The sequence below is a fragment of the Nocardioides dubius genome, from assembly GCF_039528155.1.
GTDB classification, from domain to species: domain Bacteria; phylum Actinomycetota; class Actinomycetes; order Propionibacteriales; family Nocardioidaceae; genus Nocardioides; species Nocardioides dubius.
This window is the reverse complement of record NZ_BAAALG010000008.1, coordinates 30,768-57,153: the sequence shown is the minus strand read 5'-3', so window position 1 is coordinate 57,153 and position 26,386 is coordinate 30,768. Positions and strand designations below refer to the sequence as shown.

The 26,386-nt window shown below is 70.7% G+C and carries 25 protein-coding genes; 9 read left to right on the top strand and 16 right to left on the bottom strand.

Going from position 1 to position 26,386, the window contains the following annotated elements:
• Window positions 1-143 precede the first annotated feature (143 nt).
• Window positions 144-1,046: a diacylglycerol/lipid kinase family protein gene (locus tag ABD151_RS10155; RefSeq protein ID WP_343993914.1), complete on the bottom strand. Its 903-nt coding sequence runs from the start codon at window positions 1,044-1,046 to the stop codon at window positions 144-146.
• Window positions 1,043-2,614: an FAD-binding oxidoreductase gene (locus ABD151_RS10150; protein ID WP_343993912.1), complete on the bottom strand. Its 1,572-nt coding sequence runs from the start codon at window positions 2,612-2,614 to the stop codon at window positions 1,043-1,045. Before ABD151_RS10150 ends, ABD151_RS10155 begins: the two co-directional genes overlap by 4 nt.
• Before the next feature lie 17 nt (window positions 2,615-2,631).
• On the opposite strand from ABD151_RS10150, the gene ABD151_RS10145 reads away from it, so the two are divergent.
• Together ABD151_RS10145 and ABD151_RS10140 are read left to right on the top strand one after the other, a co-directional pair.
• Window positions 2,632-3,204, top strand: coding sequence for a TetR/AcrR family transcriptional regulator (locus ABD151_RS10145; protein ID WP_343993910.1), 573 nt, complete (start codon window positions 2,632-2,634; stop codon window positions 3,202-3,204).
• A complete protein-coding gene (locus tag ABD151_RS10140; RefSeq protein WP_343993908.1) occupies window positions 3,201-4,730 on the top strand; it encodes a glycerol-3-phosphate dehydrogenase/oxidase in 1,530 nt (509 codons plus the stop codon). The genes ABD151_RS10145 and ABD151_RS10140 overlap by 4 nt, the downstream gene beginning before the upstream one ends.
• Window position 4,731: 1 nt before the next feature.
• Here ABD151_RS10140 and ABD151_RS10135 read toward each other — a convergent pair whose 3' ends face one another.
• Window positions 4,732-5,103, bottom strand: coding sequence for a VOC family protein (locus ABD151_RS10135; RefSeq protein ID WP_343993906.1), 372 nt, complete (start codon window positions 5,101-5,103; stop codon window positions 4,732-4,734).
• Window positions 5,104-5,218: 115 nt separating this feature from the next.
• On the opposite strand from ABD151_RS10135, the gene ABD151_RS10130 reads away from it, so the two are divergent.
• A complete protein-coding gene (locus ABD151_RS10130; RefSeq protein WP_343993904.1) occupies window positions 5,219-6,226 on the top strand; it encodes a sigma-70 family RNA polymerase sigma factor in 1,008 nt (335 codons plus the stop codon).
• Window positions 6,223-6,801, top strand: a complete 579-nt coding sequence (locus ABD151_RS10125) for a maleylpyruvate isomerase N-terminal domain-containing protein (RefSeq protein WP_343993902.1) — start codon at window positions 6,223-6,225, stop codon at window positions 6,799-6,801. The genes ABD151_RS10130 and ABD151_RS10125 overlap by 4 nt, the downstream gene beginning before the upstream one ends.
• A 64-nt stretch (window positions 6,802-6,865) precedes the next feature.
• Here ABD151_RS10125 and ABD151_RS10120 read toward each other — a convergent pair whose 3' ends face one another.
• The 5 genes from ABD151_RS10120 to ABD151_RS10100 all read right to left on the bottom strand — a co-directional run bounded on the left by ABD151_RS10120 (window position 6,866) and on the right by ABD151_RS10100 (window position 12,478).
• Window positions 6,866-7,447: a hypothetical protein gene (locus tag ABD151_RS10120; RefSeq protein ID WP_343993900.1), complete on the bottom strand. Its 582-nt coding sequence runs from the start codon at window positions 7,445-7,447 to the stop codon at window positions 6,866-6,868.
• Between the two features lie 116 nt (window positions 7,448-7,563).
• Complete coding sequence (locus ABD151_RS10115; RefSeq protein ID WP_343993898.1) at window positions 7,564-8,541, bottom strand: DUF2332 domain-containing protein; 978 nt, start codon at window positions 8,539-8,541, stop codon at window positions 7,564-7,566.
• Between the two features lie 26 nt (window positions 8,542-8,567).
• The gene (gene zwf, locus ABD151_RS10110) at window positions 8,568-10,019 is read right to left on the bottom strand and encodes a glucose-6-phosphate dehydrogenase (protein ID WP_343993897.1); all 1,452 of its coding nucleotides are present in this window, start codon (window positions 10,017-10,019) and stop codon (window positions 8,568-8,570) included.
• 23 nt (window positions 10,020-10,042) lie between these two features.
• Window positions 10,043-11,095, bottom strand: coding sequence for a DNA adenine methylase (locus ABD151_RS10105; protein WP_343993896.1), 1,053 nt, complete (start codon window positions 11,093-11,095; stop codon window positions 10,043-10,045).
• A gap of 6 nt (window positions 11,096-11,101) precedes the next feature.
• Window positions 11,102-12,478 (bottom strand): NAD-dependent succinate-semialdehyde dehydrogenase, encoded by a 1,377-nt coding sequence (locus ABD151_RS10100; protein ID WP_343993894.1) that lies wholly within the window; start codon window positions 12,476-12,478, stop codon window positions 11,102-11,104.
• Between the two features lie 206 nt (window positions 12,479-12,684).
• Here ABD151_RS10100 and ABD151_RS10095 point away from each other — a divergent pair, with 206 nt between their 5' ends.
• On the top strand, window positions 12,685-13,758 hold the full coding sequence (locus ABD151_RS10095) for an endonuclease/exonuclease/phosphatase family protein (RefSeq protein ID WP_343993892.1): 1,074 nt from the start codon (window positions 12,685-12,687) through the stop codon (window positions 13,756-13,758).
• 78 nt (window positions 13,759-13,836) lie between these two features.
• Here ABD151_RS10095 and ABD151_RS10090 read toward each other — a convergent pair whose 3' ends face one another.
• A complete protein-coding gene (locus tag ABD151_RS10090; protein WP_343993890.1) occupies window positions 13,837-14,142 on the bottom strand; it encodes an AzlD domain-containing protein in 306 nt (101 codons plus the stop codon).
• 8 nt (window positions 14,143-14,150) lie between these two features.
• Window positions 14,151-14,852 (bottom strand): AzlC family ABC transporter permease, encoded by a 702-nt coding sequence (locus ABD151_RS10085; protein WP_343993888.1) that lies wholly within the window; start codon window positions 14,850-14,852, stop codon window positions 14,151-14,153.
• Window positions 14,853-14,974: 122 nt separating this feature from the next.
• Here ABD151_RS10085 and ABD151_RS10080 point away from each other — a divergent pair, with 122 nt between their 5' ends.
• Window positions 14,975-15,853: a hypothetical protein gene (locus tag ABD151_RS10080; protein ID WP_343993886.1), complete on the top strand. Its 879-nt coding sequence runs from the start codon at window positions 14,975-14,977 to the stop codon at window positions 15,851-15,853.
• A 34-nt stretch (window positions 15,854-15,887) separates the two neighbouring features.
• Here ABD151_RS10080 and ABD151_RS10075 read toward each other — a convergent pair whose 3' ends face one another.
• The gene (locus ABD151_RS10075; RefSeq protein WP_343993884.1) at window positions 15,888-16,685 is read right to left on the bottom strand and encodes an SGNH/GDSL hydrolase family protein; all 798 of its coding nucleotides are present in this window, start codon (window positions 16,683-16,685) and stop codon (window positions 15,888-15,890) included.
• A gap of 133 nt (window positions 16,686-16,818) precedes the next feature.
• On the opposite strand from ABD151_RS10075, the gene ABD151_RS10070 reads away from it, so the two are divergent.
• Complete coding sequence (locus tag ABD151_RS10070) at window positions 16,819-18,486, top strand: FAD-binding dehydrogenase (RefSeq protein WP_343993882.1); 1,668 nt, start codon at window positions 16,819-16,821, stop codon at window positions 18,484-18,486.
• Window positions 18,487-18,597: 111 nt separating this feature from the next.
• Here ABD151_RS10070 and ABD151_RS10065 read toward each other — a convergent pair whose 3' ends face one another.
• Together ABD151_RS10065 and ABD151_RS10060 are read right to left on the bottom strand one after the other, a co-directional pair.
• Window positions 18,598-20,397, bottom strand: a complete 1,800-nt coding sequence (locus ABD151_RS10065; protein WP_343993880.1) for a DEAD/DEAH box helicase — start codon at window positions 20,395-20,397, stop codon at window positions 18,598-18,600.
• A 79-nt stretch (window positions 20,398-20,476) separates the two neighbouring features.
• Window positions 20,477-21,433 carry an alpha/beta hydrolase gene (locus ABD151_RS10060; protein WP_343993878.1) on the bottom strand — a complete coding sequence of 319 codons (957 nt, stop codon included), beginning with the start codon at window positions 21,431-21,433 and terminating at the stop codon, window positions 20,477-20,479.
• A 277-nt stretch (window positions 21,434-21,710) separates the two neighbouring features.
• On the opposite strand from ABD151_RS10060, the gene ABD151_RS10055 reads away from it, so the two are divergent.
• A complete protein-coding gene (locus tag ABD151_RS10055; RefSeq protein WP_343993876.1) occupies window positions 21,711-22,313 on the top strand; it encodes a YceI family protein in 603 nt (200 codons plus the stop codon).
• 131 nt (window positions 22,314-22,444) lie between these two features.
• Here the strand turns inward: ABD151_RS10055 and ABD151_RS10050 are convergent, their stop codons facing one another.
• From ABD151_RS10050 to ABD151_RS10040, 3 genes are read right to left on the bottom strand one after another with little or no spacing between them, the layout of a single operon-like run.
• Window positions 22,445-23,185: an SDR family NAD(P)-dependent oxidoreductase gene (locus ABD151_RS10050; RefSeq protein ID WP_343993874.1), complete on the bottom strand. Its 741-nt coding sequence runs from the start codon at window positions 23,183-23,185 to the stop codon at window positions 22,445-22,447.
• Between the two features lie 7 nt (window positions 23,186-23,192).
• The gene (trxA, locus tag ABD151_RS10045) at window positions 23,193-23,561 is read right to left on the bottom strand and encodes a thioredoxin (RefSeq protein ID WP_343993872.1); all 369 of its coding nucleotides are present in this window, start codon (window positions 23,559-23,561) and stop codon (window positions 23,193-23,195) included.
• A gap of 37 nt (window positions 23,562-23,598) precedes the next feature.
• Window positions 23,599-24,861, bottom strand: coding sequence for an MFS transporter (locus ABD151_RS10040; protein ID WP_343993870.1), 1,263 nt, complete (start codon window positions 24,859-24,861; stop codon window positions 23,599-23,601).
• A gap of 112 nt (window positions 24,862-24,973) precedes the next feature.
• Between ABD151_RS10040 and ABD151_RS10035 the strand changes: the two genes are divergently transcribed.
• On the top strand, window positions 24,974-26,386 hold a 1,413-nt coding region (locus tag ABD151_RS10035; protein WP_343993868.1), incomplete at its 3' end, for an SDR family NAD(P)-dependent oxidoreductase.

Here is a 26,386-nt window from a genome sequence, read left to right as displayed (position 1 = left end):
GCTCAGATCCCTGTCACGTAGGCCGATCTATGACTTTCTGCGACCGCGCGAGAGCTACTGACGAGTTCGCGTCAATGCGAACAAAACGGACTCTACCCCACCATGTGGACGGAGGCCGGAAATGACACTGAGTGCCATTGACGTCACTTGAGGACGTTGAGGGCACCTGGGCGAATCGCGATCCGGAGCTCGTCACCAGGACTGAGCAGACCCAGCGGCTCACCGTCGCCACCGACCGCGACGGCGCGGTCGGCCGCCAGCACGAGCTCCTGCCCGCGCAGCACGGTGACCTCGTCGAGGTGCACGTGCTCGCCCTCGTAGACCTTGGGCAACGAGCGGATCAGATCGAGCTTGTTCGCGGCCGCGATCATCACGACGTCAAGGCGGCCGTCGTCGACCACCGCGTCGGGCGCGATCTTCATGCCCGAGCCGTAGAAGCCCGAGTTGGCAGCCACCACGGTGGCGACGCCGAGCGAGCGGCGCTCGCCGTCGAGGCTGACCTGCATCTGGACCGGGCGGAAGCTGGCCAGGGCGCGCACCGCGGCGTAGGGGTACTGCAGCTTGCGCGGCAGCCAACGGGCGCCGTCGACGATCTCCGCGGCGCGGGCGTCCACGCCGACGTAGACGGACCCGGCCACCTGCACCTTCTCGCCGGACGGAGTGGTGACCTCGATCAGGTCGACCGCGCTCGGCTCGGCCTCCAGGAGGATCCGGGCCACCTGCTCCGGATCGTCGGGCACGCCCAGCATCCGCGCGAAGTCGTTGCCCCGGCCGGCCGGGATCAGGCCCAGCAGGCCGCCACCGGCGGACACCTGCCCGGCGACCGAGGAGAGCATCCCGTCGCCACCCACCGAGACCACCACGTCACCACGGGCGACCGCCGTCGCCACCAGCTTCGCGATCGCCTTCGGCCCGGGCGAGTAGGTCACCTCCACCTCGGCGCCGGCATCGCGCAGCAGCCGAGCCACCGGGACCACCGCGCCCGGCGCAGCGCCGCCACCGGAGACCGGATTGACCAGCAGACTGAACCGCCGCGCACCGCTCACGGGATCATCACTCCCGGGTTGAGCACGCCGGCCGGGTCGAGCTCGGCCTTGACCGCACGCAGGATGTCGACCCCGACCGGGCCGATCTCGCGGGCGAACCACGGCCGGTGGTCGGTGCCCACGGCGTGGTGGTGGCTGACCGTGGCACCGTGGGCGACCATCGCCTCGGTGGCCGCAGCCTTGGCCGCGAGCCAGGTCGGCAACGGCTCCTCGCCACCAGGGGCAGCAACCGTGAAGTACAGCGAGCAGCCGGTCTCGTAGACGTGGGAGATGTGACACAGAACCAGGGTCTTCTCGCCCAGCTCGGCGATCAGCGCATCGCGCACCGCCTGGTAGACCTCGTCCCGCTTGGACCAGAAGGTCGCGGTCTCCAGGGTCTCCACCAGCACCCCGACGTCGAGCAGGGCATCACGCAGGTACGGCGCCGCGAAGCGGCCCTGCACCCAGGCAGCACCGCGCTCCTCGCCCAGCGAGGTGCCGCCGGAGCGGGTCAGCAGCGCAGAGACGGCGTCACGCTTGGTGGCGACGGCGTCGGCGTCCGTGCCCTCGAAGCCGACGATCATCAGGCAGCCCTCGGTCGCCGCCCCACCGACGTTGGAGTGGCTGGCCAGGTTGAGCGCCGTCTCGTTCTCGTCCGAGAGCCGGATCACGGTGGGCAGCTGACCGTTCTGGGCCAGCAGGCGCATCGCGTCCGAGCCGGCGTCGAAGCTCGGGAATCCCCAGGCCTCGTACGCCTTGACCGTGGGCAGCGCCCGGACCCGGACGCGGACCGCGGTGATCACGCCGAACGCGCCCTCGGAGCCCAGGATCAGCTGTCGCAGGTCGGGGCCGGCCGCATTGGCCGGCGAGCTGCCCAGCGCCAGGGTGCCGCGCGCGGTGGCCACCTCCAGGCCGACCACCAGGGAGTCGAAGCGGCCATAGCCGGCCGAGGACTGGCCGCTGGAGCGGGTGGCCGCGAAGCCGCCGATCGAGGCGTACTCGAACGACTGCGGGTAGTGGCCCAGCGTCATCTGGTGCTCGGCAAGCAGGGCCTCGGCCTCCGGGCCACGCAGGCCGGGCTCCAGGACCGCCGTCATCGAGATCGGGTCGACCTCGCGCAGCGCCTTCATCCGGATCAGGTCGAGGCTGACCACGCCGACGACGTCGTCGCGGCGCGCCACCAGGCCGCCGGTGACCGAGGTGCCGCCGCCGAAGGGGACCAGCGCGAAGCGGTGCGTCTCGGCGAGGGCGATCAGCGCCAGCACCTGGTCGTGGCTCGCCGGACGCACCACCGCGTCAGGGGCGTCGGCCAGGTCGCCGGATCGGGCGCGGAGCAGGTCCGGAGTGGACTTGCCGCGGGTGCGCACACGACGGGTCTCGTCATCGAGGAGCACGTGCTCCTCGCCGACGATCGCCCGCAGCCCGGCGACGATCTGCTCCGGAAGAGCCGCGGCGGGCACCTGCGGGTAGGCCACCGCCGGGCGCTCCTGGAGCCCGAAGGCGTACTCGACGAGCTCGCGGGTGGAGTCGGGCAGCGGGCCGGCCTGTGCGGCGTCTCCCCAGCGGGAGGGGTGCATCTCTCGGGTCACGCGTTACACTGTTACACATGACGTCACTTCGTCACAATAGGTACCTCGACGCAGCCCGCGACTCGATCCTCGACGTCGGGTGGCGCCGTACCACCCTGACCGAGGTCGCCCGCCGAGCCGACGTGTCGCGGATGACCATCTACCGGACCTGGCCCGACATGGAGACCCTGCTGGCGGATCTGATGACCCGCGAGTGGGGCGTGGTCGCCGCGGTCCTGCCCGAGCGCGACGCCGAGCCGCCGACGCCGGCCTCGATCGCCGCCGGCTCGCTCGCGGTGATCGGTGCGCTGCGCACGAACCCGCTGTTCCGCAGGATCCTCGACGTCGACCCCGAGCTGCTGCTCCCCTATCTGCTCGACCGGCCCGGCCGGAGCCAGGAGGCGATCCTGGCCGTGCTCGCCCTGCGGATCCAGGACGGGCAGGCTGCCGGCACCGTGGTGCCCGGCGATCCGCAGACCTTGGCCCGCTCGCTGCTGCTGATCGCCCATGGGCCCGCCCTGTCGGCGCAGACGATGGTCGACGACGACGTCGCGCTGGCCGACCTCGATGGCACCGTGTGCACGATGATCACCAAGGCGCTGCAGCCGTGAGCGCCGTGGCGCGCAGCGCGGCCGGCCGGATCGGCGTCGGCACCGAGGGCCTGCCCGAGCAGGTCGACGTGGTGGTGATCGGGCTCGGCGTGACCGGAACCGGTGTCGCCCTGGACGCGGCCACCCGCGGCCTCTCGGTGGTGGCCCTGGACGCCCACGATCTCGCCTTCGGCACCTCGCGCTGGTCCTCCAAGCTGGTCCACGGCGGCCTGCGCTACCTGGCCCGCGGCCAGGTGGGCGTGGCCCACGAGAGCGCCGTCGAGCGCGGCATCCTGATGGAGACCACCGCGCCGCACCTGACCCACGCGGTCGGCATGCTGCTGCCCCTGCTCCCCCAGGTCTCCCGGGTCCAGGCGACGCTGGCCCGCGCCGGATTCGCGGCCGGCGACCTGCTGCGCCGCGGGGCGCGGACCACGCCCCAGACGCTGCCCCGGCCGAGCCGGATCTCCGCAGCCGAGGTGCTGGCGCTGGCGCCCGGGCTGCGCTCGGCCGGTCTGCGCGGCGGCCTGCTGTCGTGGGACGGCCAGTTGGAGGACGACGCCCGCCTGGTCACCTGCATCGCCCGCACAGCGGCCGCGCACGGCGCGGTGGTGCGCACCCATGCCCGCGTGCTGAGCGCCACCGGCACCCGGGTCGAGGTCCGCGACGAGGTCACCGGCGGCACCCGGGCGATCTCCGCCCGCGCCGTGATCAACGCGACCGGGGTCTGGGCCGGCAGCCTGGTCCCGGTCCGGCTCCGGCCCAGTCGCGGCACCCACCTGGTGCTGCGCCCCGGCACCCTGCCGGGCGTGCGGGCCACGGTCACCGTGCCGGTGCCCGGCTCCCTGAACCGCTATGTGATGGTGCTGCCGCAGCCCGACGGCCAGTTCTACGTCGGCCTCACCGACGAGCCCGTCGACGGCGACGTGATCCCCGACGTGCCCGAGCCGTCCGAGGCCGAGATCGGCTTCCTGCTCGACGTGGTCTCCGCCGCCTTCGACCGGCCACTGCGCCGCGACGACGTGGTCGGCGCCTACGCCGGGCTGCGCCCCCTGCTCGACAGCGACGGCTCGACGGCCGACCTGTCGCGCGAGCACGCGGTGCTCACCTCCGAGACCGGCGTGATCACCGTCGTCGGCGGCAAGCTCACCACCTACCGCAAGATGGCCGAGGACGCCGTCGACGCCACCGGTCTGGCACCCGAGCGGTGCGTCACCGCCACCATGCCGCTGCTCGGCGCCGCACCGCGGGCCGCGTTGGCTGCGCTCGAGGCTCCCCCGCGCCTCGTGCGCCGCTTCGGCACCGAGGCCGACTACGTGCTCGGCGACGCCCGCGCGAAGTCCGGGCTCAGCGATGCGGAGCTGCTGGCGCCGATCGCCGATGGCATCCCGGTCACCCTGGCCGAGCTGATCTTCGGTGTCACCCACGAGGGGGCACACGACGTCGCGGACCTGCTGGAGCGACGGACCCGGGTCGGCCTGGTGGACGCCGACCTGGCCGCTGCCACGCCGGCCGCCGAACGGGCGCTGGCGATCGCGCGCGGCTGACTCACATCTCCATCCAGAGCACTTCCCAGATGTGACCGTCGAGGTCGCGGAACGAGCCGCCGTACATCGGCCCCTGCTCGTTGCGCTCCTCGGTGTCGGTGGCGCCGGCCGCAGCCGCCTTGCTGCACAGCTCGTCCACCTCGGCGCGGCTGGTCGCGGTCAGGCAGATCAAGCTCTCCGTGCCGGTGGCCGGCTGGGTCTTGTGGAAGGAGTGGAAGTAGTCGCTCTGCAGGAGCATCACGCTGGCCTGGTCGTTGATCACCAGGCAGGCGGCGTTCTCGTCGCTGAAGTCGTCGTTGAAGGTGAAGCCCAACGACTTCCAGAACTCGCGCACACGGGCGACGTCGGCAACGGGCAGGTTGGGAAAGATCATCCGGTTCATGCCCAGACCGACCGTGCGGACTCGCGAAACTCATCGTGGCCGCAGCGATGAGTTTTCCGCTGGCCTTCGGTCAGAGCACACGGCAGACTGACCACAGGAGGCAGACGTGAGCATCGAGGCTTCGAGCCAGACCGAGGGCGAGACCCTCGGGGAGCAGGACTTCCAAGACCTGGCCAACCGCTACCGGCGCGAGCTCCTGGCGCACTGCTACCGGATGACCGGCTCAGCCCATGAGGCCGAGGACCTGGTCCAGGAGACCTACCTGCGCGCCTGGCGCTCCTTCCACGGCTTCGAGGGCCGCTCGTCGGTGCGCACCTGGCTGTACCGGATCGCCACCAACGTCTGCCTGACCAACCTGGACGGCAAGCAGCGCCGTCCGCTGCCCACCGGGCTCGGCACCGCCGACTCCCAGGCCAGCGACGAGCTGATCAGCGACCACGAGGTGCCCTGGCTGGAGCCGATCCCGGACGCCGCGGTGCTGGTCACCGAGCGCGACTCGATCCGGCTGGCCTTCGTGGCCGCCCTGCAACACCTGCCGGCGCGCCAGCGCGCGGTGCTGATCCTGCGCGACGTGCTGCGCTGGTCGGCCAAGGAGGTCGCCGAGGCGTTGGAGACCTCCACCGCCGCGGTGAACTCGGCCCTGCAGCGCGCCCATGCCGGGCTGGAGGCGGCCGGGCTGACCGAGGACACCGTCGAGGAGGACCTCGACGTCCGCCAGAAGGCGATGCTCGACGAGTACGTGGACGCCTTCTGGCACAAGGACATCCAGCGGATCGTCAACCTGCTCACCGCGGACGCCGTCTGGGAGATGCCGCCGTTCATCGGCTGGTACCGCGGCGCGGTCACCATCGGCGAGCTGATCGCCACCCAGTGCCCCGGCGGCGCCCACGAGATGCCGATGCGCGCCACCCTCGCCAACGGCCAGCCCGCCTTCGGCCTCTACATGGCCCAGGGCGACGGCACCTTCACCCCGTTCCAGCTGCAGGTGCTGCACCTCGACGGCGACCGGGTGGCGCGGGTCTCGGTCTTCTTCAGCCCCAGCCTGTTCGCGCGCTTCGGCCTGCCCGCGGTGCTGCACGAGTCCGACCTCGCGGTCGCTGCCCCCGCCTCATGATCGCCGCCACCGCTCCGGTGGCACTGCTCGGCCAGGCGATCGCGTTCACCTGCGACGCGCTGGCGCTGGCCGACTCGGTGGCACCGACCGTGCCGACCCCCTGCCGGGGATGGGCGTTGGGCGACCTGCTCGACCACATGGCCGACGGGCTGGATGCGTTCACCGAGGCCAGCAACGGCCTGGTCGCGGTGACGCCGGTGGCGCATACCGGCATCGCGCTGCTCGACGTCCGCGCCAAGGCACGGGCGCTGCTGAGCGCCTGGCAGCAGGCACCGACCGAGGCGGTCCGGATCGCCGACGTCGAGGTGGGCAGCGACGTGCTGCTGCATGCCGCGGCGCTGGAGATCACCGTGCACGGCTGGGACGTCGCGGTCGCGGTCTCCGCTGCCGGCGCTGGGGCCGGGGCCGGGCCACGGATCCCGACGCTGCTCGCCCTCGACCTGATGCCGGCCGCACACCTGCTGCTGCGCGACGCCGACCGCACCGGGCGCTTCGCCGCTCCGGTGCCGGTCGCCCCGGACGCACCTGCCGGGGTGCGTCTGCTCGCCTTGCTCGGCCGCACCGCATGCTCATGAGAGATGGCGGTCGCCCCCTGTCGTCCGGCGACAGTGAACGACCGCCATCACGGGCCGCTCGGTTCTACTTGCTGGCGCAGATCGCCCAGAAGTAGGCGGTGCGGTCGTTCTCACCGGTGTCGTTGGTGACCTTGGTGCGCCAGCCCACCGGCTCCACGCCGTTCCCGGCAGGAGCGGTCCCGGTCGGGCTGAGGATGGTGAACGGGGTGACCGGGATGCTGTGGTCGACCCGGCCCGAGCTGCCGCCCAGGAAGATCACGCCGCTCGGGGAGACCGAGGCTCCGCCACCGATGGCCACCGAGCCCTCGGCACAGCGGACCGAGCGCGTGGTGGTCTCGTCGATGTCGAAGTCCGCGACGCTCTCCCGCACCGTCACGAACTTCGTGTAGCCCCGCGCCGCCGGCGCCAGATCGGCCTTGCCCACCGTGCCGTTCTTGATCTTCTTGCTGGTCACCGCGTTGTTGGCGAGCTTCTTGGTGGTCACCGCACCGTTCTTGATCTGCGCGGTGCCGATCTGCTTGGCCGCCCAGGACGGGAGCGGCGACATCGCCAGCGCGAGGAAGAGCGCCAGGTACGCGACCGCATTGCGGCCGAGGTGGCGCAGCAGACTTCGGGTCCTACTGGTGTTCTCGGGGGATGTGGACATGGATCACTCCTCACAGGAAACGAACAGGAACGTGATCCAGCGCACCGCCCACGGGGTAGCCGCGTCGATAGCCCATCTGCGCCATTTCTGGGTGAGATCTCGCCCCGCCGCGGGAGCTAGGTGAGCCAGTCCAGGGCACGGCCGTGGCTCTGGGTGAGCGCCACCGCCCGGCCGTCGATGCCCAGCACGAACCGGTTGCCGACCTCGATCGCACCCGCTGACGCCGTCACCGACGCCAGCACGTTGGCGCCCTCGTTGCTGACCCAGTGGCAGCGGCCCTCGGCCACCAGCTCGCGCATCATCGCCGCGAAGCGCTCCCGATCATCGGGCTCCAGGTAGGCGATCACCGCGGTATGGAAGACCACCGGGGTCAGCGAGCCGGGCACCCGTTCGAGCAGCCCGGGCAGCTCGGCGAGCAGGTCGCCGCGGACCACCTCGACCGGCTCCCGGCGTGCGATCCGGACCGCCTCACGCAGCCGGTCGCGCCGGTCCTGATGCTCGGGGAAGATGAGATTCTCCAACCAGGCAACGTGATCGGGGTTGGCGACGTCGAGCGGGTTGAGGTCGATGCCACCGCGCCAGCCGATCTCCGGAAGGGCTTCGGGAACCGGCACGGGTCCGCTCACCTGGCACTCCAACACCGGGCCGTCACCGAGCTCTACCTGCGACTGCGCACCCACCCAGCGGTAGCGGTAGCCGTCCGGGTGCAGGCACAGGCCGGCCGAGCAGCCCACCTCCAGCAAGGCGATCGGGCGGCCCTGCGCCACCTGGGCGAAGGCCGGCACCAGGGTGGCCAGCCGGCCCACCTCGTTGGTCTGGGTGGCATGCGTCGTGACCACCGCGACGACGTCCGGCCAGCGACTGATCAGCACGTCCCGGAACCCCGCATAGGGTCCGGGGGCGGGTGCGCCGAGCCACCGGGCCGCGGCGAAGATCAGGTTCGGCTGCTGCTTGATCGGCGGCAGCGCCGCGATCATCCGCTGGAGGGCGACGTCGGCGGCGACCTCCAGGGACCACTCCACGAACGTCGGCGAGTCGGTCGCGTGACGTGCGAAGTCCAGGTAGGCGTCGACCACGGGCTGGTAGGGCTCCACGTCTCGACCCTACGCCCGCTGCCCGGCTACAGCTCGGGGGTGTCCTGGGTGCGCCACGGCCGCTGGAACGGCAGTCGCCAGGCGTACGGCGCGATCAGCTGGTGCATCTGGTTCGGGCCCCACGAGCCCTGCTCGTAGCTGCGCACCGGGGTCGGGTTCTCCAGCATCGGCTGGGAGATCTCCCAGAGCCGCTCGACGCCCTCGGCGGTGGTGAACAGGGTCTTGTTGCCCTTCACCGCCTCCAGGATCAGCCGCTCGTACGCCTCCAGGCTGGCGCCGGTCCAGCCGGTGCTCTCCATCGCGAACTGCATGGAGAGCTTGTTCAGCGCGAACCCCGGGCCGGGACGCTTGCCGTAGAAGGAGAGCGACATCCGCGACGCGTCGGCGAGGTCGAAGGTCAGGTGGTCCGGACCGTCGTCGCCGATCCCCGAGCCGGGCGGGAACATCGACTTGGGCGGCTCCTTGAAGGCGATCGAGATGATCCGCTGACCGGCCCCCAGGCGCTTGCCGGTGCGCAGATAGAACGGGACGTCGGCCCACCGCCAGTTGTCGATGTAGCACTTGAGCGCGATGAAGGTCTCGGTCTCGGAGTCCGGCGCCACCCCGGGCTCGTCGCGGTACCCGACGTACTGCCCGCGGACGACGTCCGAGGGCAGGATCGGCACCATCGAGCGGAAGACCTTCATCTTCTCGGTGGTGATGCCCTGCGGGTCGAGCGACGTCGGTGGCTCCATCGCGGTGAAGGCGAGCACCTGGAAGAGGTGGGTGACCACCATGTCGCGGTACGCCCCGGTGCCCTCGTAGAAGCCGGCCCGCCCCTCCAGGCCGAGGGTCTCCGGCACGTCGATCTGCACGTGATCGATGTTGTTGCGGTGCCAGATCGGCTCGAAGATCCCGTTCGCGAAGCGGAACGCCAGGATGTTGAGCGCCGCCTCCTTGCCCAGGAAGTGGTCGATCCGGAAGATCTGCTCCTCGTCGAAGACCTCGTGGATGGAGGCGTTGAGCGCCACCGCCGACTCCAGGTCGGTGCCGAACGGCTTCTCCATCACGATCCGGCTGCCCTCGACCAGGCCGGCCGCCTCCAGCTGCCGGACCACCGAGAGCGCGGCCTTGGGCGGCACCGAGAGATAGTGCAGGCGCGAGTGCGTGGACTCGCAGGTCGACTCCGCCTCCTCGATCGTGGCGGCCAGCTCCTCGGGACCGGAGTTGGCCCAGAAGAGGCGGGTCGCGAACTCCTCGAAGGCCTGCTTGTCCTCCTCGTCGTCGCTGTGCTTGGCGATCGCCACCCGGGCCAGGTCCACGAAGGACTCCCGGGTCTGCGGCTCGAGCGCCGTGCCGACCACCCGAACCTCCGGCAGCAGGCCGGCGCGCCACAGGTGCAGCAGTCCGGGCAGCAGCTTGCGCTGCGCGAGGTCACCACTGGCGCCGAAGAGCACCACCGTGGTGGGTGGTCCGGGCTTGCCCTGTCGCTCTGCCATGACTCAAGCCTGCCACGGCCGGGTCACTGGGGCAGTGCCTGCAATGCAGACGTAACCCGATCGTCGTCACCGGCGACGAAGACGTACTCCTGGTTGCGCAGGTGCGACACCTTGCCGACCCGCTGACCGAGCGGGCTGAAGATGCCGATCTTCGCGCCGACGTAGCGGCGCGAGTCGTAGGCCAGCGTCTCGACCCGGCGGTGGCCGGCGTCGCGCAGCCACTCCACCACCTGCTCGGGCCCGACCCAGGACTCGTCGCTGTAGGAGACCACCACCATCTCCGCGCGCAGGTTGCCGATCAGCTCCGACATCGCGGAGGCCATCCGCGGCTTGGAGTTGAAGACGCTGCGGGTGACCGCGTCGCGGCTGTCGATCCGCTTGCAGGCCACGCCGTAGAACTCTGGCTCGTCCCAGCGGACCAGCGTCTCCCAGACGTGGTAGTTGGTGAAGTAGCGGTGCTGGTTGTACGGCGGGTCGAGGTAGGCCAGGTCGGTCGGCGGCAGCTCGTGGACGACGTCGAGCGCGTCCCCGTGGGTGGTGTGGCCAGCCCCCGGCAGCAGCTCGGGCATCCGCAGCTGCAACGGCTTGTGCGAACGCGGCGCCCACTGCTTGAGGTAGGCCATCTGCAGTCCGGTGGTGGAGTCGACCCGGTCGGCGGCCAGGATCAGGCTGGTCAACAGGATCGGATACAGCGGACCGTCGCGATGCACCCGCTCGATCTCGGCCCGGATCGCATCCACCCGAGCGCCGTTCTGGGGCTGGAAGAACCGGGCCTGCTCGCAGAAGGTCTCGGTGAAGTAGCCGGGCTGGCCCGGCAGCGCGTTGAGCCGCTCGATCTCCGCCCCGAGCGCGTCGCGGTCGATCGCGTCGGCGTCGGTGGCGATCCAGCAGTCGCTGAAGATCCGGCTGTAGGTGGCCACGTCGTTCGCGGTCACCACCAGCCCGCGCCGCTTGAACTCCTGGGCGACCCGGGTGGTGCCGGTGAACAGGTCGACGGCGCTGCGGGCCTGCGCACCCTCGGCGAGCGCGCCGAGCACCGGGACCAGGGTCCGCTTCGACCCGAGGTACTTGATCATCGCGGCTCAGGGCGCACTGATGCCGACATAGGTGGTGTCGAGGTACTCCTCGATGCCCTCGAACCCGCCCTCGCGGCCGAAGCCGCTGGCCTTGACGCCACCGAACGGTGCCGCCGGGTTCGAGACCAGGCCGGTGTTCACCCCGACCATGCCGAAGTCCAGGTGCTCGACCAGGCGAAGCGTCCGGTCCAGGTCGCGGGTCCAGACGTAGGCGGAGAGCCCGTACTCGGTGTCGTTGGCGAACCGGACCGCCTCCTCCTCGGTGCCGAAGGTGCTGATCGGTGCGACCGGGCCGAAGATCTCCTCACGGCTCACCCGGGCGTCGGTGGCCACGTCGGCCAGCACGGTGGGCGGGAAGAAGTTGCCGCTCGGCTCGCCCCCGACCACCACCCGGGCGCCGCCCGCGACGGCGTCCGCGACCAGGGACTGCACCGACTCGACCGCGGCGGCGTCGATCAGCGGGCCGACGTCGACGCCGTCGTCCTGGCCGCGCCCGACCCGCAGCTGCCCCATCCGCGCGGCGAGCCGCTCGGTGAACGCCTCGGCGACCTCCTCCTGCACCAGGAACCGGTTGGCCGCGGTGCAGGCCTCGCCCATGTTGCGCATCTTGGCGATCATCGCGCCGTCCACCGCGGCGTCGAGGTCGGCGTCCGCGAAGACCAGGAACGGGGCGTTGCCGCCGAGCTCCATCGAGACCCGCTGCAGGTTGTCGGCCGACTGCCGCACCAGCTCCTTGCCGACGGGGGTGGAGCCGGTGAAGGAGATCTTGCGCAGCCGCGGGTCGGCCAGCAGCGCCGAGGTGACCTCGCCGGTGCTGCGCGTGGTGATCACCTGGAGCACGCCGTCGGGCAGGCCCACCTCGGCGAAGACCTCGGCGAGCTTGACCATGGTCAGCGGGGTGGCGCCGGCCGGCTTCACCAGCACCGTGCACCCCGCCGCCAGCGCCGGCCCGATCTTGCGGGTGCCCATCGCCAGCGGGAAGTTCCACGGCGTGATGAAGAGGCAGGGGCCGACCGGCTTCTTCACCGTCAGCAGCCGCGAGCCGCCGGCCGGCGCGGTGAGCCAGCTGCCCCGGACCCGGACCGCCTCCTCGGAGAACCAGCGCAGGAACTCCGCCCCGTAGGCGACCTCGCCGCGGGCCTCCGCGAGCGGCTTGCCCATCTCCAGGCTGATCGTGCGGGCGAACTCGTCGGCCCGCTCGGTGACCACCTCGAAGGCCCGGCGCAGGATCTCGCCACGCTCACGCGGCGGCGTCGCCGCCCAGGCGGCCTGGCCCTGGACCGCTACGTCGAGCGCCGTCAGCGCTGCCTCGGCACTCAGGTCCGGCACGCTGCCGAGAACCGCACCGTCAACCGGGTCGAGTACGTCGAAGGTCTCGGTCATGATGCCAATCTAGTGGCTCGGGTCGGAAGTTCTGGGATGGTCGGCGTGCTCGGGGTGCGTGCATCGCTAGGCGGAGGACCGAAGGCGGGCCGGAGGCCCGTCGAGTGTTCGACAACGCAGCGAGGTGCGTGCCCCGGGTGCGACGGCCGCCCAACGCCTTCCGACCCGAGCCGCTTGGCGTGGACTGGCGGGGTACCCTCTCCCGCGTGAGGAAGCTCCCCGACTGGGTCGTGATCCTGGCGCCTGCTGCGCTGATCACGGCTCTTGTGGTGCTCCTGGGCTACCTGATGGTCGGCGGCGAGGAGCCTGCCGAGAACGCCGCCTCGCGGGCCGGGGGCGGCCCGGTCTCCTCCCAGCCCGGCGTCGATCTGACCGACGAGCCGCTGCCGGAGGACGTGACCACCTCCCCCGCTGCCGAGCCCTCGGCGGCCGGGCAGAGCCCCGGCACCTCGATGCCGAAGCTGACCGGTCCGCAGATCACCCTGCGCCCCAAGCCGAAGGTCAAGGTGATCGAGTCGACGACGATCACCATCTCCAGCTTCAACGTGCTCGGTCACTCGCACACCGAGAAGGGCGGCCACAAGGCGCGGCTCGCGCCGGGCCCGACCCGGATGGCCGACGCGATCCGGATCCTCGACTCGCACCAGGTCGGCGTGGTCGGGCTGCAGGAGCTGCAGACCCCGCAGATGCAGGTGCTCGCGCGGCACGCCAACTGGTCGGTCTACCCCGGGGGCGGCGTGGACCAGCGGCTGACCGCGAATTCGATCGCCTGGCGCAACGCCGAGTACGAGGCGATCAGCACCGAGACCACCCCGATCCCGTACTTCGCCGGCGAGATCCGGCAGATGCCGGTGGTGCTGCTCGAGCACAAGGCGAGCGGCCAGCGGTTCTACGTGGCCAACTTCCACAACCCGGCCAACGCCCACGGCGATGCGTCCCGCTGGCGGGCCGAGGCGCTGCGGCGCCAGATCGCGCTGGCCAACACCCTCGCCGAGAACGAGCTGCCGATCTTCTTCACCGGCGACATGAACGACCGCGAGGGCTACTTCTGCGGGCTGACCACGAGCACCGCGATGAAGGCCGCCAACGGCGGCAGCACCGGCACCGGCTGCCAGCCGCCGCCGAAGCCGATGCCGGTGGACTGGATCTTCGGCTCCGACGAGGTCACCTTCACCGGCTACGTCGCCGACCGCAGCCCGGCCGTCGCCCGCACCACCGACCACCCCGTCGTGGTCGCGCAGGCCGTCCTCCCGGAGCGCCGCGAAAAGGTCAAGCCCTAGCCCGAACCTGCGCTTGTTCACCCCCGAACTTGCGCTTGTTCACTCCCGAACCTGCGCTTGTTCACCCCGAACTTGCAGTCAGGTGACCAGCCGAATCACCGCAGCCGTGACGGCGGCGATCAGCACCACGACCAGGAACGGCGCCCGGAACCACGCCGCAAGCCCGGCTACCGCCACCGCGATCGGCCGCGCCGGGTCCGACCACTCCTTGCCGTCCGCGAATGCGCTGGTCACACAGAGGGCGACCAGCAGCACGGTGGCGGCCGAGGTCATCCACTCCTGCGTCTGCGGGCTCGGCGCCATCCGACCATGCAACAGCGGCCCCGCCACCCGGAAGCCGTAGGTGAACGCGCCCAGCACCACCGCGGAGATGATCAACGTCATCGGCGAGATCACGCGGTACCTCCCGTCCCGGCGTCCGTTCCAGCGTCCGCGGCACGGTGCGGTCGCACCACCAGCAGCGCGGCCAGCGCACACAGCACCGCCAACCCAGCCGGGACGAACGGCGTCAACGCAAGCGCGATGACGGCGCCGAGCAGCGACGCGTTACGGATCCGCGCTTGGCGCATCGCCGGCATCACCAACGCCAGCAGCACCGCAGGGAAGGCGGCGTCGAGGCCCCAGGCGTCGGTATCCGGGATCGCCTGGCCGAGCAGCCCACCGAGAAGCGCACCAACGTTCCAGAAGGTCCAGAGCATCGCGCCGCAGGTGAAGAAGACCAGTCGACGGCGGGCCGGATCGCGCTGCGCCAAGGCGAAGGCCACCACCTCGTCGATCATCAGATAGCCGCCGAGCCAGGGCCGCTTGCTGACCGTGTCCGCCAACGCGAAGCCGAACGGTAGATGGCGAGCATTGACCAACGCGCCCGCCGCCACTGCGGCGATCGGGCTCGCCCCCGCCGCGATCAGCCCGGTGAAGAGGAACTGGCTCGCGCCGCCGAAGACCACGATCGACATCAAGGTCGGCACCCAGATCTCGAACCCCGCGCCCACCGTGATCGCCCCATAGGAGACGCCGACCAGACCGACCGCCACGTTGACCAGCAGCAGGTCGCGCAGGGTCGCCGGCCCGAGAAGGTCGAGGAGGCGGCGCACCCTCAAGGTCTACCTGATCGATCCGCCTGCCGCACGTCCGGGACTCTGCCATGCTCCCCGAGGCAGGCAACCGAATGCCCGCCACGGACGTCGAACCCACGACCCCCACCCCTGGAGCCACCGTGAACCGACCCGCCGTCCACACCCTGAGCTTCGCCGCCGCGGCCGCGGCGCTCGTGCTCACCCTGGCTGCCGTCGCCGGCTGGCGACTGCTCGGCGACGACGAGCCGGCGCCGGCTTCGGGGCCGTCGATCACGAACCCGTCGGCAGACGCCGCGCGGGCCGGCTCCGGGCCCACCACCCCGGTCGACCTGCCCACCAGCGACTGGCGCCCGGGCGACGGCGGGGACGACGCACTGATCACCGGGATGCTGATCACCGACCGCAGCAACTGCGTGGTGCTCGGCCACCGCGGCGGCCGCACCACCTACGCCCTCTGGCCGGCCGGCTACACCGCGGCGATCGGCACCGACGGGGTGGTCCGGCTCCGCGACGCCGAGGGCGAGGTCGTCGCCGAGAGCGGTGACGAGCTGGAGCTGGGCGGCGGGTTCCACGAGGTGTCGGAGCACGCGCACCCCTGCATCCGCGGCAAGGGCGAGGTCGCCGTCGTCCAGTCGGAGGTCACCGTGGCCAGGGAGAGCGAGCACTGGCTGCCCCGCGAGGCCGCGCCGCGGGGTGCGCCGGGCGACCGCGCCTTCCTCGCCTGGCGCGAGCGCACGCCGTTCCGCTCCTGCGGGGAGCAGTTCCTGGCCCCCTTCCTGGACGGGACCGGCCTCGCCTTCGCCGACTGCATGCGCGACGCCCTCCGCGAGCGCCGCACAGCGGAGGCCGTGGTCACCCTGACCACCGTCGAGGGCGACCCGGTGACGACCTACCTGCGGTTGCGCCGCAACGGCACCGTCGAGGTGTTCACCGACGCCACCCAGGACAAGTTCGGCAGCGGCACCTGGGAGCGCCGCACCTGCCGGCGCCTGGACGAAGCGCTGCGGCTCTCCTGCTGACGAGCGCCAGGTCGGCCGCAGCGTCGCCGTCGGCTCAGCTCAGCAGCCCGTTCACCAGCGGCCTGAGCCCCTGGGCGTGCCCGGCCCGGTTCGGGTGGTAGCTCTCGCCGACCGGCCAGGCCAGCCCGTTGACCCACTCGGTGGCGTCGCAGACCGCGTGACCGGTGAACGCCGACGTCGGGTTGGCGAAGCTGAACCCGCGCGCGGTCGCTGCCGCCTTGAGCTTCGCGTTCAGCAGGTCGGCGGTGGCGTTGAGCCGGGTCTCCTCGGCCGGCGAGAAGAAGGTCGCGGCGTTGCAGTCCTCCCCCATGAAGAGTCGCGGGTAGCCGACCACGACCACCTTCGCGTTCGGCGCCTTGCCGCGCACCGAGGCGTACAGCGAGCTCAACCGGGCCGGGAGCGTGGTGTTGATGAACGCCTGCGCGGTGTCGATCGCTCCGTTGCAGTTGCTGGCCCAGCCGGGCTGCGCGCACTCGGTGAGCACCGAGACGAAGCCGGCGTCGTTGCCGCCGACCGAGAGCGTGACGTAGCGGGTGCCGGAGCCGAGGCTGCCCAGCTGGTTGGCGCTCACCGTGGAGGTGGTCGCGCCCGAGCAGGCCTTGAAGTCGAGCTGGAAGCCGCGCGCCGCCGCGATCAGGCTCGGATAGGCGTAGCTGGAGCGCTGACAGGAGGTGCCGTCGGCCAGATAGGTGCGGGTTCCGGTGCCCGAGGCAAAGGAGTCGCCGAGGGCGACATAGACCGGGGGCGCCGCCTGGGCCGGGGCGATCGGGACGACGAACGACAGGACGAGCAGGCCGAAGCCCGAGGCGAGAACGCCGAGAATTCTCTTCACGTGTGATGCTCCTTCATGGACAGCCCCCACATGTGGCGTGGGTCACGTTACTCCCGGGCAACTTGGGAAGGTACGTTCACTTCTCGACACGCCGGTTGACGACCCGGCGCGCGCAGCTGCCTGAGGAGGACCCATGTCCGAGTTCGAACCCGAGGTGATCGTGGTGGGTGCCGGCCTGGCCGGCCTGGTCGCCACCCATGAGCTGGTCAAGGCCGGCAAGCGAGTCCTGGTGCTCGACCAGGAGAACCGCAACAACCTGGGCGGACAGGCGTTCTGGTCCCTCGGCGGGCTCTTCTTCGTGAACTCCCCCGAGCAGCGCCGGATGGGGATCAAGGACTCACCCGAGCTGGCCCTGCAGGACTGGCTCGGCTCCGCCGGCTTCGACCGGCTGGACGACGAGGACGTGTGGGGTCGCCGGTGGGCCGAGGCGTACGTGCGGTTCGCCACCGACACCAAGCGCGACTACCTGCGCGAGCTGGGCCTCAAGGTGCTGCCGTTCGTCGGCTGGGCCGAGCGCGGCTCCGGCTCCGCGACCGGGCACGGCAACTCGGTGCCCCGCTTCCACCTGACCTGGGGCACCGGCCCCGAGGTGGTGCGGGTCTTCGCCGAGCCGGTGCTGCGCGGCGAGGCCGCCGGGCTGGTCCGCTTCGGCTTCCGGCACCAGGTCGACGAGCTGATCGTCGAGGACGGCCGCGCGGTCGGCGTCCGCGGCTCCCTGCTGGCAGCGGACGACGCCCTCGAGCGCGGGGTGGCCTCCTCGCGCGAGGTGGTCGGCGACTTCGAGCACCGGGCCGCCGCCGTCGTCGTCACCAGTGGCGGGATCGGGCACAACCACGAGCTGATCCGGAAGAACTGGCCCACCGAGCGGCTCGGCGCCGCGCCCCAGCACCTGATCTCCGGCGTCCCGGCGCACGTGGACGGACGGATGCTGGGCATCAGCGAGCAGGCCGGCGCCCGGATCGTGAACCGGGACCGGATGTGGGCCTACACCGAGGGCATCCACAACTGGGACCCGATCTGGCCCGACCACGCGATCCGGATCATCCCCGGGCCGTCGTCCCTGTGGTTCGACGCCAACGGCGACCGGCTGGCCTCGCCGAACTTCCCCGGCTTCGACACGCTCGGCACGATGAAGGAGATCCTGGCCACCGGTCACGACTACTCCTGGTTCGTGCTCACCCAGAAGATCATCGAGAAGGAGTTCGCGCTCTCGGGCTCCGAGCAGAACCCCGACATCACCAGCAAGGACCTCAAGTTCATGCTGAAGTCGCGGCTCGCCAAGGGCGCGCCGGGGCCGGTGGAGAGGTTCAAGGAGCACGGCGAGGACTTCGTGGTGGCCGACTCCCTGGAGGAGCTGGTCGAGGGGATGAACAAGATCGCCCGCGGCCCGCAGCTCGACGTGGAGCACCTCCGCCGCCAGATCACCGCACGCGATCGCGAGCTCGACAACGAGTTCTCCAAGGACATCCAGCTGATGGCGATCGCCAACGCGCGCCGCTCGCGCACCGACAAGCTGATCCGGGTCGCCTCCCCGCACCGGATCCTGGATGCCGAGAACGGGCCGTTGATCGCGGTGCGGCTCAACATCCTGACCCGCAAGACCCTCGGCGGACTGGAGACGAACCTCGACTCGCAGGTGATGCGTGCCGACGGGACGCCGTTCCCGGGGCTCTACGCGGCGGGCGAGGTGGCCGGCTTCGGGGGCGGCGGCGTCCACGGCTACAACGCGTTGGAGGGCACGTTCCTGGGCGGCTGCATCTTCTCCGGACGCGCCGCCGGGCTGGCGCTGGCCCGGGGCTGAGCCTGAGCCTGAGCCGACGGAGCCGGCCGCTGCGGCCGGCCCAGGCACGCAAACGAACGAGAGGCCCCTGAATCCGCTGCGGATTCGAGGGCCTCTCGTCGTTGAGCCAGGTCAGTCGTTGCTGCGGTACGGCTTCTTGTCGCCGCGGTAGCCACCGCGGTCGCCGTACTCCTTGCGCGGACCACCGGAGCGCGGCGCGGAGCTGCGGCGCGGGCCGTTGTCCTTGGTGATCTCGATCAGCTTGCCGGAGATCCGGGTGTTGGCGAGTGCCTCGAGGGTGCCCGGGGGCAGCTCGTTGGGCAGCTCGACCAGGGAGAAGTCCGGGCGGATCTCGATCCGGCCGAAGTCCGAGCGGCGCAGGTTGCCCTCGTTGGCGAGCGCGCCGACGATCTGGCGCGGCTCGACCTTGTGCCGCTTGCCGACCTGCAGCTTGTACATGGTCATGTTGGCGTTGCTGTTGCGACCGCCGCGCTGCGGACGCTCGTCGCGGCCGCGAACCGGGCGCTCCTTGCCGTCCTCGCGGAACTTCTCCTGGCGGATCGGACGCTCCGCCTCCGGGTCGAGCAGCATCGGCTCGTCACCCTGCAGCACCAGTGCCAGAGCGGCGGCGACGTCGACCTCGGGAACGTCGTGCTCCTTGACGTAGTGGTTGACCACGTCGCGGAAGAAGGTGACCCGCTCGTTGCCCAGCGCCTCGGTGATCGCGTCGTCGAAGCGGCTCAACCGGGTGCTGTTGATGTCGTCGACGGTCGGCAGCGCCATCTGGGTGAGCTGCTGGCGCGTCGCCTTCTCGATCGCCTTGAGCAGGTAGCGCTCACGCGGGGTGATGAAGGAGATCGCGTCGCCCTTGCGGCCGGCGCGGCCGGTGCGGCCGATCCGGTGCACGTAGGACTCGGTGTCGGTGGGGATGTCGTAGTTGACGACGTGGCTGATCCGCTCGACGTCGAGGCCGCGGGCGGCGACATCGGTGGCGACCAGGATGTCGAGCTTTCCGGCCTTGAGCTGGTTGACCGTGCGCTCACGCTGCACCTGCGCGACGTCACCGTTGATCGCCTGGGCGGAGAAGCCGCGGGCGCGGAGCTTCTCGGCGAGCTCCTCGGTGGCCGACTTGGTGCGGGCGAAGATGATCATCGCCTCGAAGTTCTCGACCTCGAGGATCCGGGTGATCGCCTCGATCTTCTGCGGCCAGCTGACGATCAGGTAGCGCTGGGTGATGTTGGCGTTGGTGGTGGTCTTGTTCTTGACCGTCACCTCGACCGGGTCGTTGAGGTACTTCTTCGAGATGCGGCGGATGCCCGAGGGCATGGTCGCGGAGAAGAGGGCCACCTGCTTGGTGTCCGGGGTGTCGGCGAGGATCGTCTCGACGTCCTCGGCGAAGCCCATGTTCAGCATCTCGTCGGCCTCGTCGAGCACCAGGAAGCGCAGCTCGCTGAGGTCGAGGGTGCCCTTGTCGAGGTGGTCCATGATCCGGCCCGGGGTGCCGACGACGACGTCGACGCCGCGACGCAGCGCGGAGAGCTGGACGCCGTAGCCCTGGCCGCCGTAGACGGGGAGGACCGAGACGCCGTTGAGGTTCGCGGCGTACTTCTCGAACGCCTCCGACACCTGGAGCGCGAGCTCACGGGTGGGGGCCAGAACGAGCGCCTGCGGGGTCTTCTGGCCGCGCTCGAGGCGCGAGAGGACCGGCAGCGCGAAGGCTGCGGTCTTGCCGGTTCCGGTCTGGGCGAGGCCGACGACGTCGCGGCCGTCCATCAGTGCCGGGATGGTGGCAGCTTGGATCGGCGAAGGCGACTCGTAGCCGATCGCCTTGATCGCCTTGAGGACCTTCTCGTCCAGGCCCAGGTCGGCGAACACCGGACCTTGGGGGGTCTCGTCGGCTGCGTCTACGTCTGGGGCGTTCAGGTCACTCACCCTCCAACGGTAGTGCCTGCGGCGGCTCAGGCAAGATTCTGCGGCGACCGATCTTGCCCCTTTGGGAGACGGATCACAGTCAGACGGCGATATCCCGCACCGAGCGCAGGTGACTGATCCCCAGCTGGTCCTGGACGAAGCCACTGATCAGGTCCAGGCAGGCCGAGCTCTCCGGGGTCAGCGCCCCCATCACCGGGAAGGCGTGGATCTGTCCGCTCCAGATGTGCAGGTCGACCGGCGCGCCCACCGCCTCCAGCCGCTCGGTCATCAGCTCGGCATCGTGGCGCAGCACCTCGTCGGCCGCGCAGACGATCAGCGACGGCGGCATGTTGCGCAGGTCCCGGTTGACCGGCGAGAGGCCCGGTTCCAGGATCGAGCGGCCGGTGACCTGGCGGGCGATCCGGCCCAGCCGCGCCGAGGGGATGTAGTGGTCGCGACGCGCATTGGGGTGCGTGCGGCGCACGGTGTTGTCGAAGTCGAGCCACGGCGAGAGGCCGACCACCCCGGCCAGGGGGACGCCCCGCTGAGTCGCCTCGATGGCGACCTGGAAGGAGAGGTGCCCGCCGGCGGAGTCACCGGCCACCACGATCCGCTCCGGGTCGATGCCCCGCTCGATCAGCCAGTCGGTGGCGGCGATGCAGTCGGCGATGCTGGTCTCCACCAGGCCCTTGGTGCTCTGCCGGTAGGCGACCGAGAGCACCGGCAGGCCGGTGCGCAGCGCCAACTGCTCGACGATCCGTCGATGGGTGGCCACCCCACAGAAGAGGAAGCCGCCGCCGTGGAAGTAGACGATCGCGCCGTTCTCGTCGGCCCCTGCGCGCGACTGGACCAGCTCGGCAACCCAGCCCTCGCCGATCACCGGCTCGACGCTGACCCGGCGGTCGCGCGGGATCACCCGCGCACCCAGCTCGAGGACGTTGAGACCGTAGGCGAGGGGCCCGGAGCTCGGGAAGTAGCTGAAGGTGGGCTTGATCAGCGTCCGCGCGAAGGTGCGCACGACCAGGGACCGCGCACTGGAGCCCTCGTGAATCTGCATCGATCCCCCTCCACTTCCTCCCAGGTGGTCTGCGGAGCCTAGACCGCTGTTGTGGTCCGCGTCACCCATTCTGGGGAAATTTCGCTACCGGATCGTCATCTCCCCTGATCGCTCCACCCTTCCACCCCGACCCCTTCAGGCAGGGAGGACAGGCCGACAAGTGAACCCTCCCTGTGACCCAGATCACTCCATGGTAGCGGAATCATCCCGGTACAGTGTTAGTTGAAGATTAAACGAAGCACGACGACAGACCACCACCACGGAAAGCGATTCCGCCATGAGCATCTTCAAGCGCAAGTCCACCGAGACCGTTGAGCCCACCTTCGAGGCCGGCACCGCGGCCATCTCCGACATCTCGGGCAGCTACACCGTCGACGCGAGCCACACCTACATCGGCTTCCAGGCCCGCCACGCGATGGTGACCACCGTGCGCGGCGCGTTCAAGGAGTTCCAGGGCAACGCCACCATCGACGCCGCCACCCCGGCCAACTCGTCGGTCGAGCTGACCATCGCCGTCAACTCCGTGGACACCGGTGTCGCCGACCGTGACGGCCACCTGGCCTCCGCCGACTTCTTCGACGTCGAGCAGTACCCGACGATCACCTTCCGCTCCACCTCCGTCGAGGCCGACGGCGACGACTGGGCGATCACCGGCGACCTGACCATCAAGGACGTCACCAAGCCGGTCACCATCCCCTTCGAGTTCACCGGCACCGCCCAGGACCCGTTCGGCAACGTCCGCGCCGGCTTCGAGGGCGAGATCGCCGTCAACCGCAAGGACTGGAACCTGACCTGGAACGCCGCGCTGGAGACCGGCGGCGTGCTCGTCTCGGAAAAGGTCAAGCTCAAGTTCGACGTCTCCGCCATCAAGAACGCCTGAGCCCCCACTCAGGTCCGCAGGGCAGGGCCGCCGTAGTACCGAATCGTCACTCTCTGACGGCCCGCCCCGCACGATGAACCCCGGCGTCGCCCCAGACGTCGGGGTTCGTCATCTCCCGGGGCAGCAGCCGCTCAGCGACCGCCGGCGACGCGCAGCGTGGTCGCGGTGACGTAGCCCGCCGCCTCGCTCATCAGCCAGGCGACAGCCTCCGCGATCTCGGCAGGCTCCCCCGCGCGACCGAGCGGGATCTGCGGCGCCATCCGGGCCACCCGCTCCGGATCGCCGGTAGTGGTGTGCAGGTCGGTGTCGATCAGGCCCGGCGCCACCCCGACCACGCGGATCCCCTGGTCCGCGACCTCGAGGCCGAGACCGCGGGTGACCGTGTCCAGGCCGGCCTTGGCGGCCGCGTAGTGCACGTACTCGCCGGGCGAGCCGATGGTGGCCGCGCCCGAGGAGATGTTGACGATCACCCCGCCCTGGCCGCCGTGCGCGGTGCTCATCGCCAGCACGGCGGCGCGAGCGATCAGCAGTGGTGCGGTCAGGTTGACCGCGATGGTCCGCTCCACCGACTCGACCGGAGTCTGCGCCAGCGGGGCGAACTCGTAGGTGGCGCCGGCGTTGTTGACGACCCCGCTCAGCCGGCCACGCTGCGCTGCGGCGGCGAAGAGCCGCTCGACGTCGTCGGCGCGGGTGACGTCGGCACGCACCGCCTCGGCGTCGACGCCGAGGGCGCGCACCCGCTCCAGGGTGGCGGCGGCAGCGGCGTCGTCACTGCGGTAGGCGAGGACCAGGTCGTGACCGGCCTCGGCGAGCCGGAGCGCGATCGCGGCACCGATCCCCCGCGTGCCGCCGGTCACCAGAGTCAGCGGCATCGAGGCGCTACTCGGCCTGCTCGTCGGCTGCCGGCGGCGCCGGTACCGCATCGAGGTCGAGGTTGCGGAGCGCGGTGACCAGCTCCTCGAGGGCCGGTGCCGGCAGGGCACCCGCCTGGTTGAAGACCAGCTGGCCCTTCTTGAACGCCATCAGGGTGGGGATCGAGCTGATCTGGGCGGCGGCGGAGAGCTGCTGCTCCTGCTCGGTGTCGATGCTGCCGAAGACGATGTCGTCGTGCTGCAGCGAGGCCGCCTCGTAGATCGGGGCGAACTGGCGGCACGGGCCGCACCACGACGCCCAGAAGTCGACCAGCACCATCTCGTTCTCGGTGATGGTCTGCTCGAAGTTGCTGGCGGTCAGCTCGATGGCACCCATGGCGCCACAGTACGCGGCATCGCCCAGCGCGGCCGGGCTACCCGGTGGCCCGGTAGCGGACGAAGGCAGGCACCAGCGCCGCCGCCAGCAGCACCAGGACGACGACCAGAACGCCACCGCCCGCTGCTGCGGCAGGAGCCCCGACCAGGGAGGCTGCGCCACCGTGACCGACGTCCGCGATCCGGGGGCCGCCGGCCACGACCACGGTGAAGATGCCCTGCAGCCGGCCGCGCACCTCGTCGGCGGCGGCGCTCTGCAGCATGCTGGTGCGGAAGGCGGCCGAGACCATGTCGGCGGCACCGCCGGCCATCAGCATCACCACGGCGACCGCGAGCATCAGGCCCGCGCCGCCGTCGGCGAGGCCGACCGCGAGGCCGAAGAGCGCCATCGCCGCGCCCCAGACCACGATCGCAACGATCACCGCGACGCCGTGCCGCTGCACCCGGGAGACCCAGCCGGAGAAGACGCCGCCGAGCACCGCACCGGCCGGGATCGCGGCGAAGAGCAGGGCGAAGGCGAGACCGCCCTCGGCCGGCCCACCGAAGTTCTCGTGCGCCATCTCCGGGAAGAGGGCACGCGGCATGCCGAAGACCATCGCGATGATGTCGACGACGAAGGACATCATCAGCACCGGGTGCAGGCGCAGGTAGCGGAAGCCGTCGATCACGGACTTGAGGCCGGGCGCGGAGACCACGCCCTCGACCGGCAGTGCGGGCAGCGCCCAGACCGCGCCGAGGGTGGCGAAGAGGGTGATCGTGTCGGCGAAGTAGAGCCAGGAGAAGCCGAGCACCGGGATCAGCGCGCCGCCGACCAGCGGACCGGCGATGGCCCCGGCCATCATCACCGTCATGTTCAGCGAGTTCGCCGCCGGCAGCAGCTCCTTGGGCAGGATCTTGGGCAGCACCGCATTGCGGGTCGGCTGGTTGATCGCGAAGAACGCCTGCTGCACCGCGAACAGGGAGAGCAGCAGCCACACGTCGGTGTTGCCGAGGGCGGCCTGGAGCCAGAACAGCGCCGCCGTCGCGATCAGGCCGAAGGTGGAGATCAGCAGCAGCCTCCGGCGGTCCATGGCGTCGGCCAGTGCGCCGCCCCAGAGCCCGAAGACGACCAGCGGCACCAGGCCGAAGATGCCGGTCAGGCCCACGTAGGCCGATGAGCCGGTCATCGCATAGATCTGCGCCGGCACCGCGACCACCGTCAGCTGGGCGCCGACCACGGTGATGATGTTCGCCGTCCAGAGCCGGCGGAAGCTCCGCACCCGCAGCGGCCGGGTGTCGGCCAACGCATCCCTCAATCCCACCGAAGGATGGTGCCACAGCTCAATGTGACCTCAGCGCCGAGGATCCGCCCGGATCTCAGCGCTGAGGTCACATCGAATGGGGAGTTCGGGCGTGACCTGCGAGAATCGAGCAGTGCACGAAGACGCAGAGCCGCTAGACCGGATCGACCCCGACGAACTCGCGATCGCGGTCAAGGTGCTGCGCCAGATCCCGCAGCTGCACCCCGATCACGACGACGTGCGGACGATGAAGCGCGCGGCGTCCTACATGTACAAGCTGATCAAGAAGACCCGGCGCGCCGAGATCCGGATGGTCCGGCAGAAGCACGACCAGGACATCATCGAGAAGACCGCGACCGGCTCCGCGATGCGCATCGACGACGAGACCGCGGGCATCCCGCTGGTCTCCACCGCCGAGGGCGCCTTCGCCGGCGAGCTGATCACCGCCCGCGGCTGCTACATCTGCAAGCAGGACTTCACCCTGGTCGACGCGTTCTACCACTGGCTGTGCCCGTCGTGCGCCGCGATGTCGCACGTCAAGCGCAACCAGCGCACCGACCTCTCCGGCAAGCGCGCGCTGCTCACCGGCGGTCGCGCCAAGATCGGCATGTACATCGCGCTGCGGCTGCTGCGCGACGGCGCACACACCACGATCACCACCCGGTTCCCCAAGGACGCCGTGCGCCGGTTCGCCGCGCAGGAGGACTCCGCCGAGTGGCTGCACCGGCTCAAGGTCGTCGGCATCGACCTGCGTGACCCCACCCAGGTGATCTCGCTGACCGAGGACGTCGCCGCCGACGGACCGCTCGACATCATCATCAACAACGCCTGCCAGACGGTGCGTCGCCTGCCCGGCGCCTACTCGCACCTGATCGACGGCGAAAGCGCGCCGCTGCCCAGTGCGGAGTCGCTCGGCGTCACCGCGCTGCCGGAGATGGTCAGCTTCGACCGGATCTCCGAGGCGCACCCGGCCGCCATCGCCGGCGCACTGGCCGAGACCGCGATCGCCCATCATGACGGCGAGTCCGCGGAGTCCGCCCTCGCCTCGCACAACGCTGCCACGCTCACCGCGCTCGCGCTCAAGGCGGGCAATGCCTCGCTGGAGGCGCACCTGGCCGGCACCGCGATCGACGCGGGCGGGCTGATCCCCGACATCCAGACCAACAACTCCTGGACCCAGCTGCTCGACGAGGTGGACCCGCTGGAGCTGCTCGAGGTCCAGTTCTGCAACTCGATCGCGCCGTTCCTGATCAACTCGCGGCTGCGCCCGGCCCTGCGTGCCGCCGTCCAGAACGGTGCGCGGCGCGCGTACATCGTCAACGTGTCGGCGATGGAGGGGCAGTTCTCCCGTCGCTACAAAGGCTCCGGCCACCCGCACACCAACATGGCCAAGGCCGCGCTGAACATGATGACGCGCACCTCGTCGGGCGAGATGTTCGAGACCGACAAGATCCTGATGACCGCCGTCGACACCGGCTGGATCACCGACGAGCGCCCGCACCACGAGAAGCTGCGGATCGCCGCCGAGGGCTGGCACGCGCCGCTC

Coding starts and splice junctions, on each gene's coding strand:
- ABD151_RS10120 (WP_343993900.1), bottom strand. CDS start 7,447: ATGTCCACATCCCCCGAGAACACCAGTAGGACCCGAAGTCTGCTGCGC.
- ABD151_RS10135 (WP_343993906.1), bottom strand. CDS start 5,103: ATGATCTTTCCCAACCTGCCCGTTGCCGACGTCGCCCGTGTGCGCGAG.
- ABD151_RS10100 (WP_343993894.1), bottom strand. CDS start 12,478: ATGACCGAGACCTTCGACGTACTCGACCCGGTTGACGGTGCGGTTCTC.
- zwf (WP_343993897.1), bottom strand. CDS start 10,019: ATGGCAGAGCGACAGGGCAAGCCCGGACCACCCACCACGGTGGTGCTC.
- ABD151_RS10060 (WP_343993878.1), bottom strand. CDS start 21,433: ATGCAGATTCACGAGGGCTCCAGTGCGCGGTCCCTGGTCGTGCGCACC.
- ABD151_RS10070 (WP_343993882.1), top strand. CDS start 16,819: ATGTCCGAGTTCGAACCCGAGGTGATCGTGGTGGGTGCCGGCCTGGCC.
- ABD151_RS10055 (WP_343993876.1), top strand. CDS start 21,711: ATGAGCATCTTCAAGCGCAAGTCCACCGAGACCGTTGAGCCCACCTTC.
- ABD151_RS10145 (WP_343993910.1), top strand. CDS start 2,632: ATGACGTCACTTCGTCACAATAGGTACCTCGACGCAGCCCGCGACTCG.
- ABD151_RS10090 (WP_343993890.1), bottom strand. CDS start 14,142: ATGACGTTGATCATCTCCGCGGTGGTGCTGGGCGCGTTCACCTACGGC.
- ABD151_RS10050 (WP_343993874.1), bottom strand. CDS start 23,185: ATGCCGCTGACTCTGGTGACCGGCGGCACGCGGGGGATCGGTGCCGCG.
- ABD151_RS10105 (WP_343993896.1), bottom strand. CDS start 11,095: ATGATCAAGTACCTCGGGTCGAAGCGGACCCTGGTCCCGGTGCTCGGC.
- ABD151_RS10125 (WP_343993902.1), top strand. CDS start 6,223: ATGATCGCCGCCACCGCTCCGGTGGCACTGCTCGGCCAGGCGATCGCG.
- trxA (WP_343993872.1), bottom strand. CDS start 23,561: ATGGGTGCCATCGAGCTGACCGCCAGCAACTTCGAGCAGACCATCACC.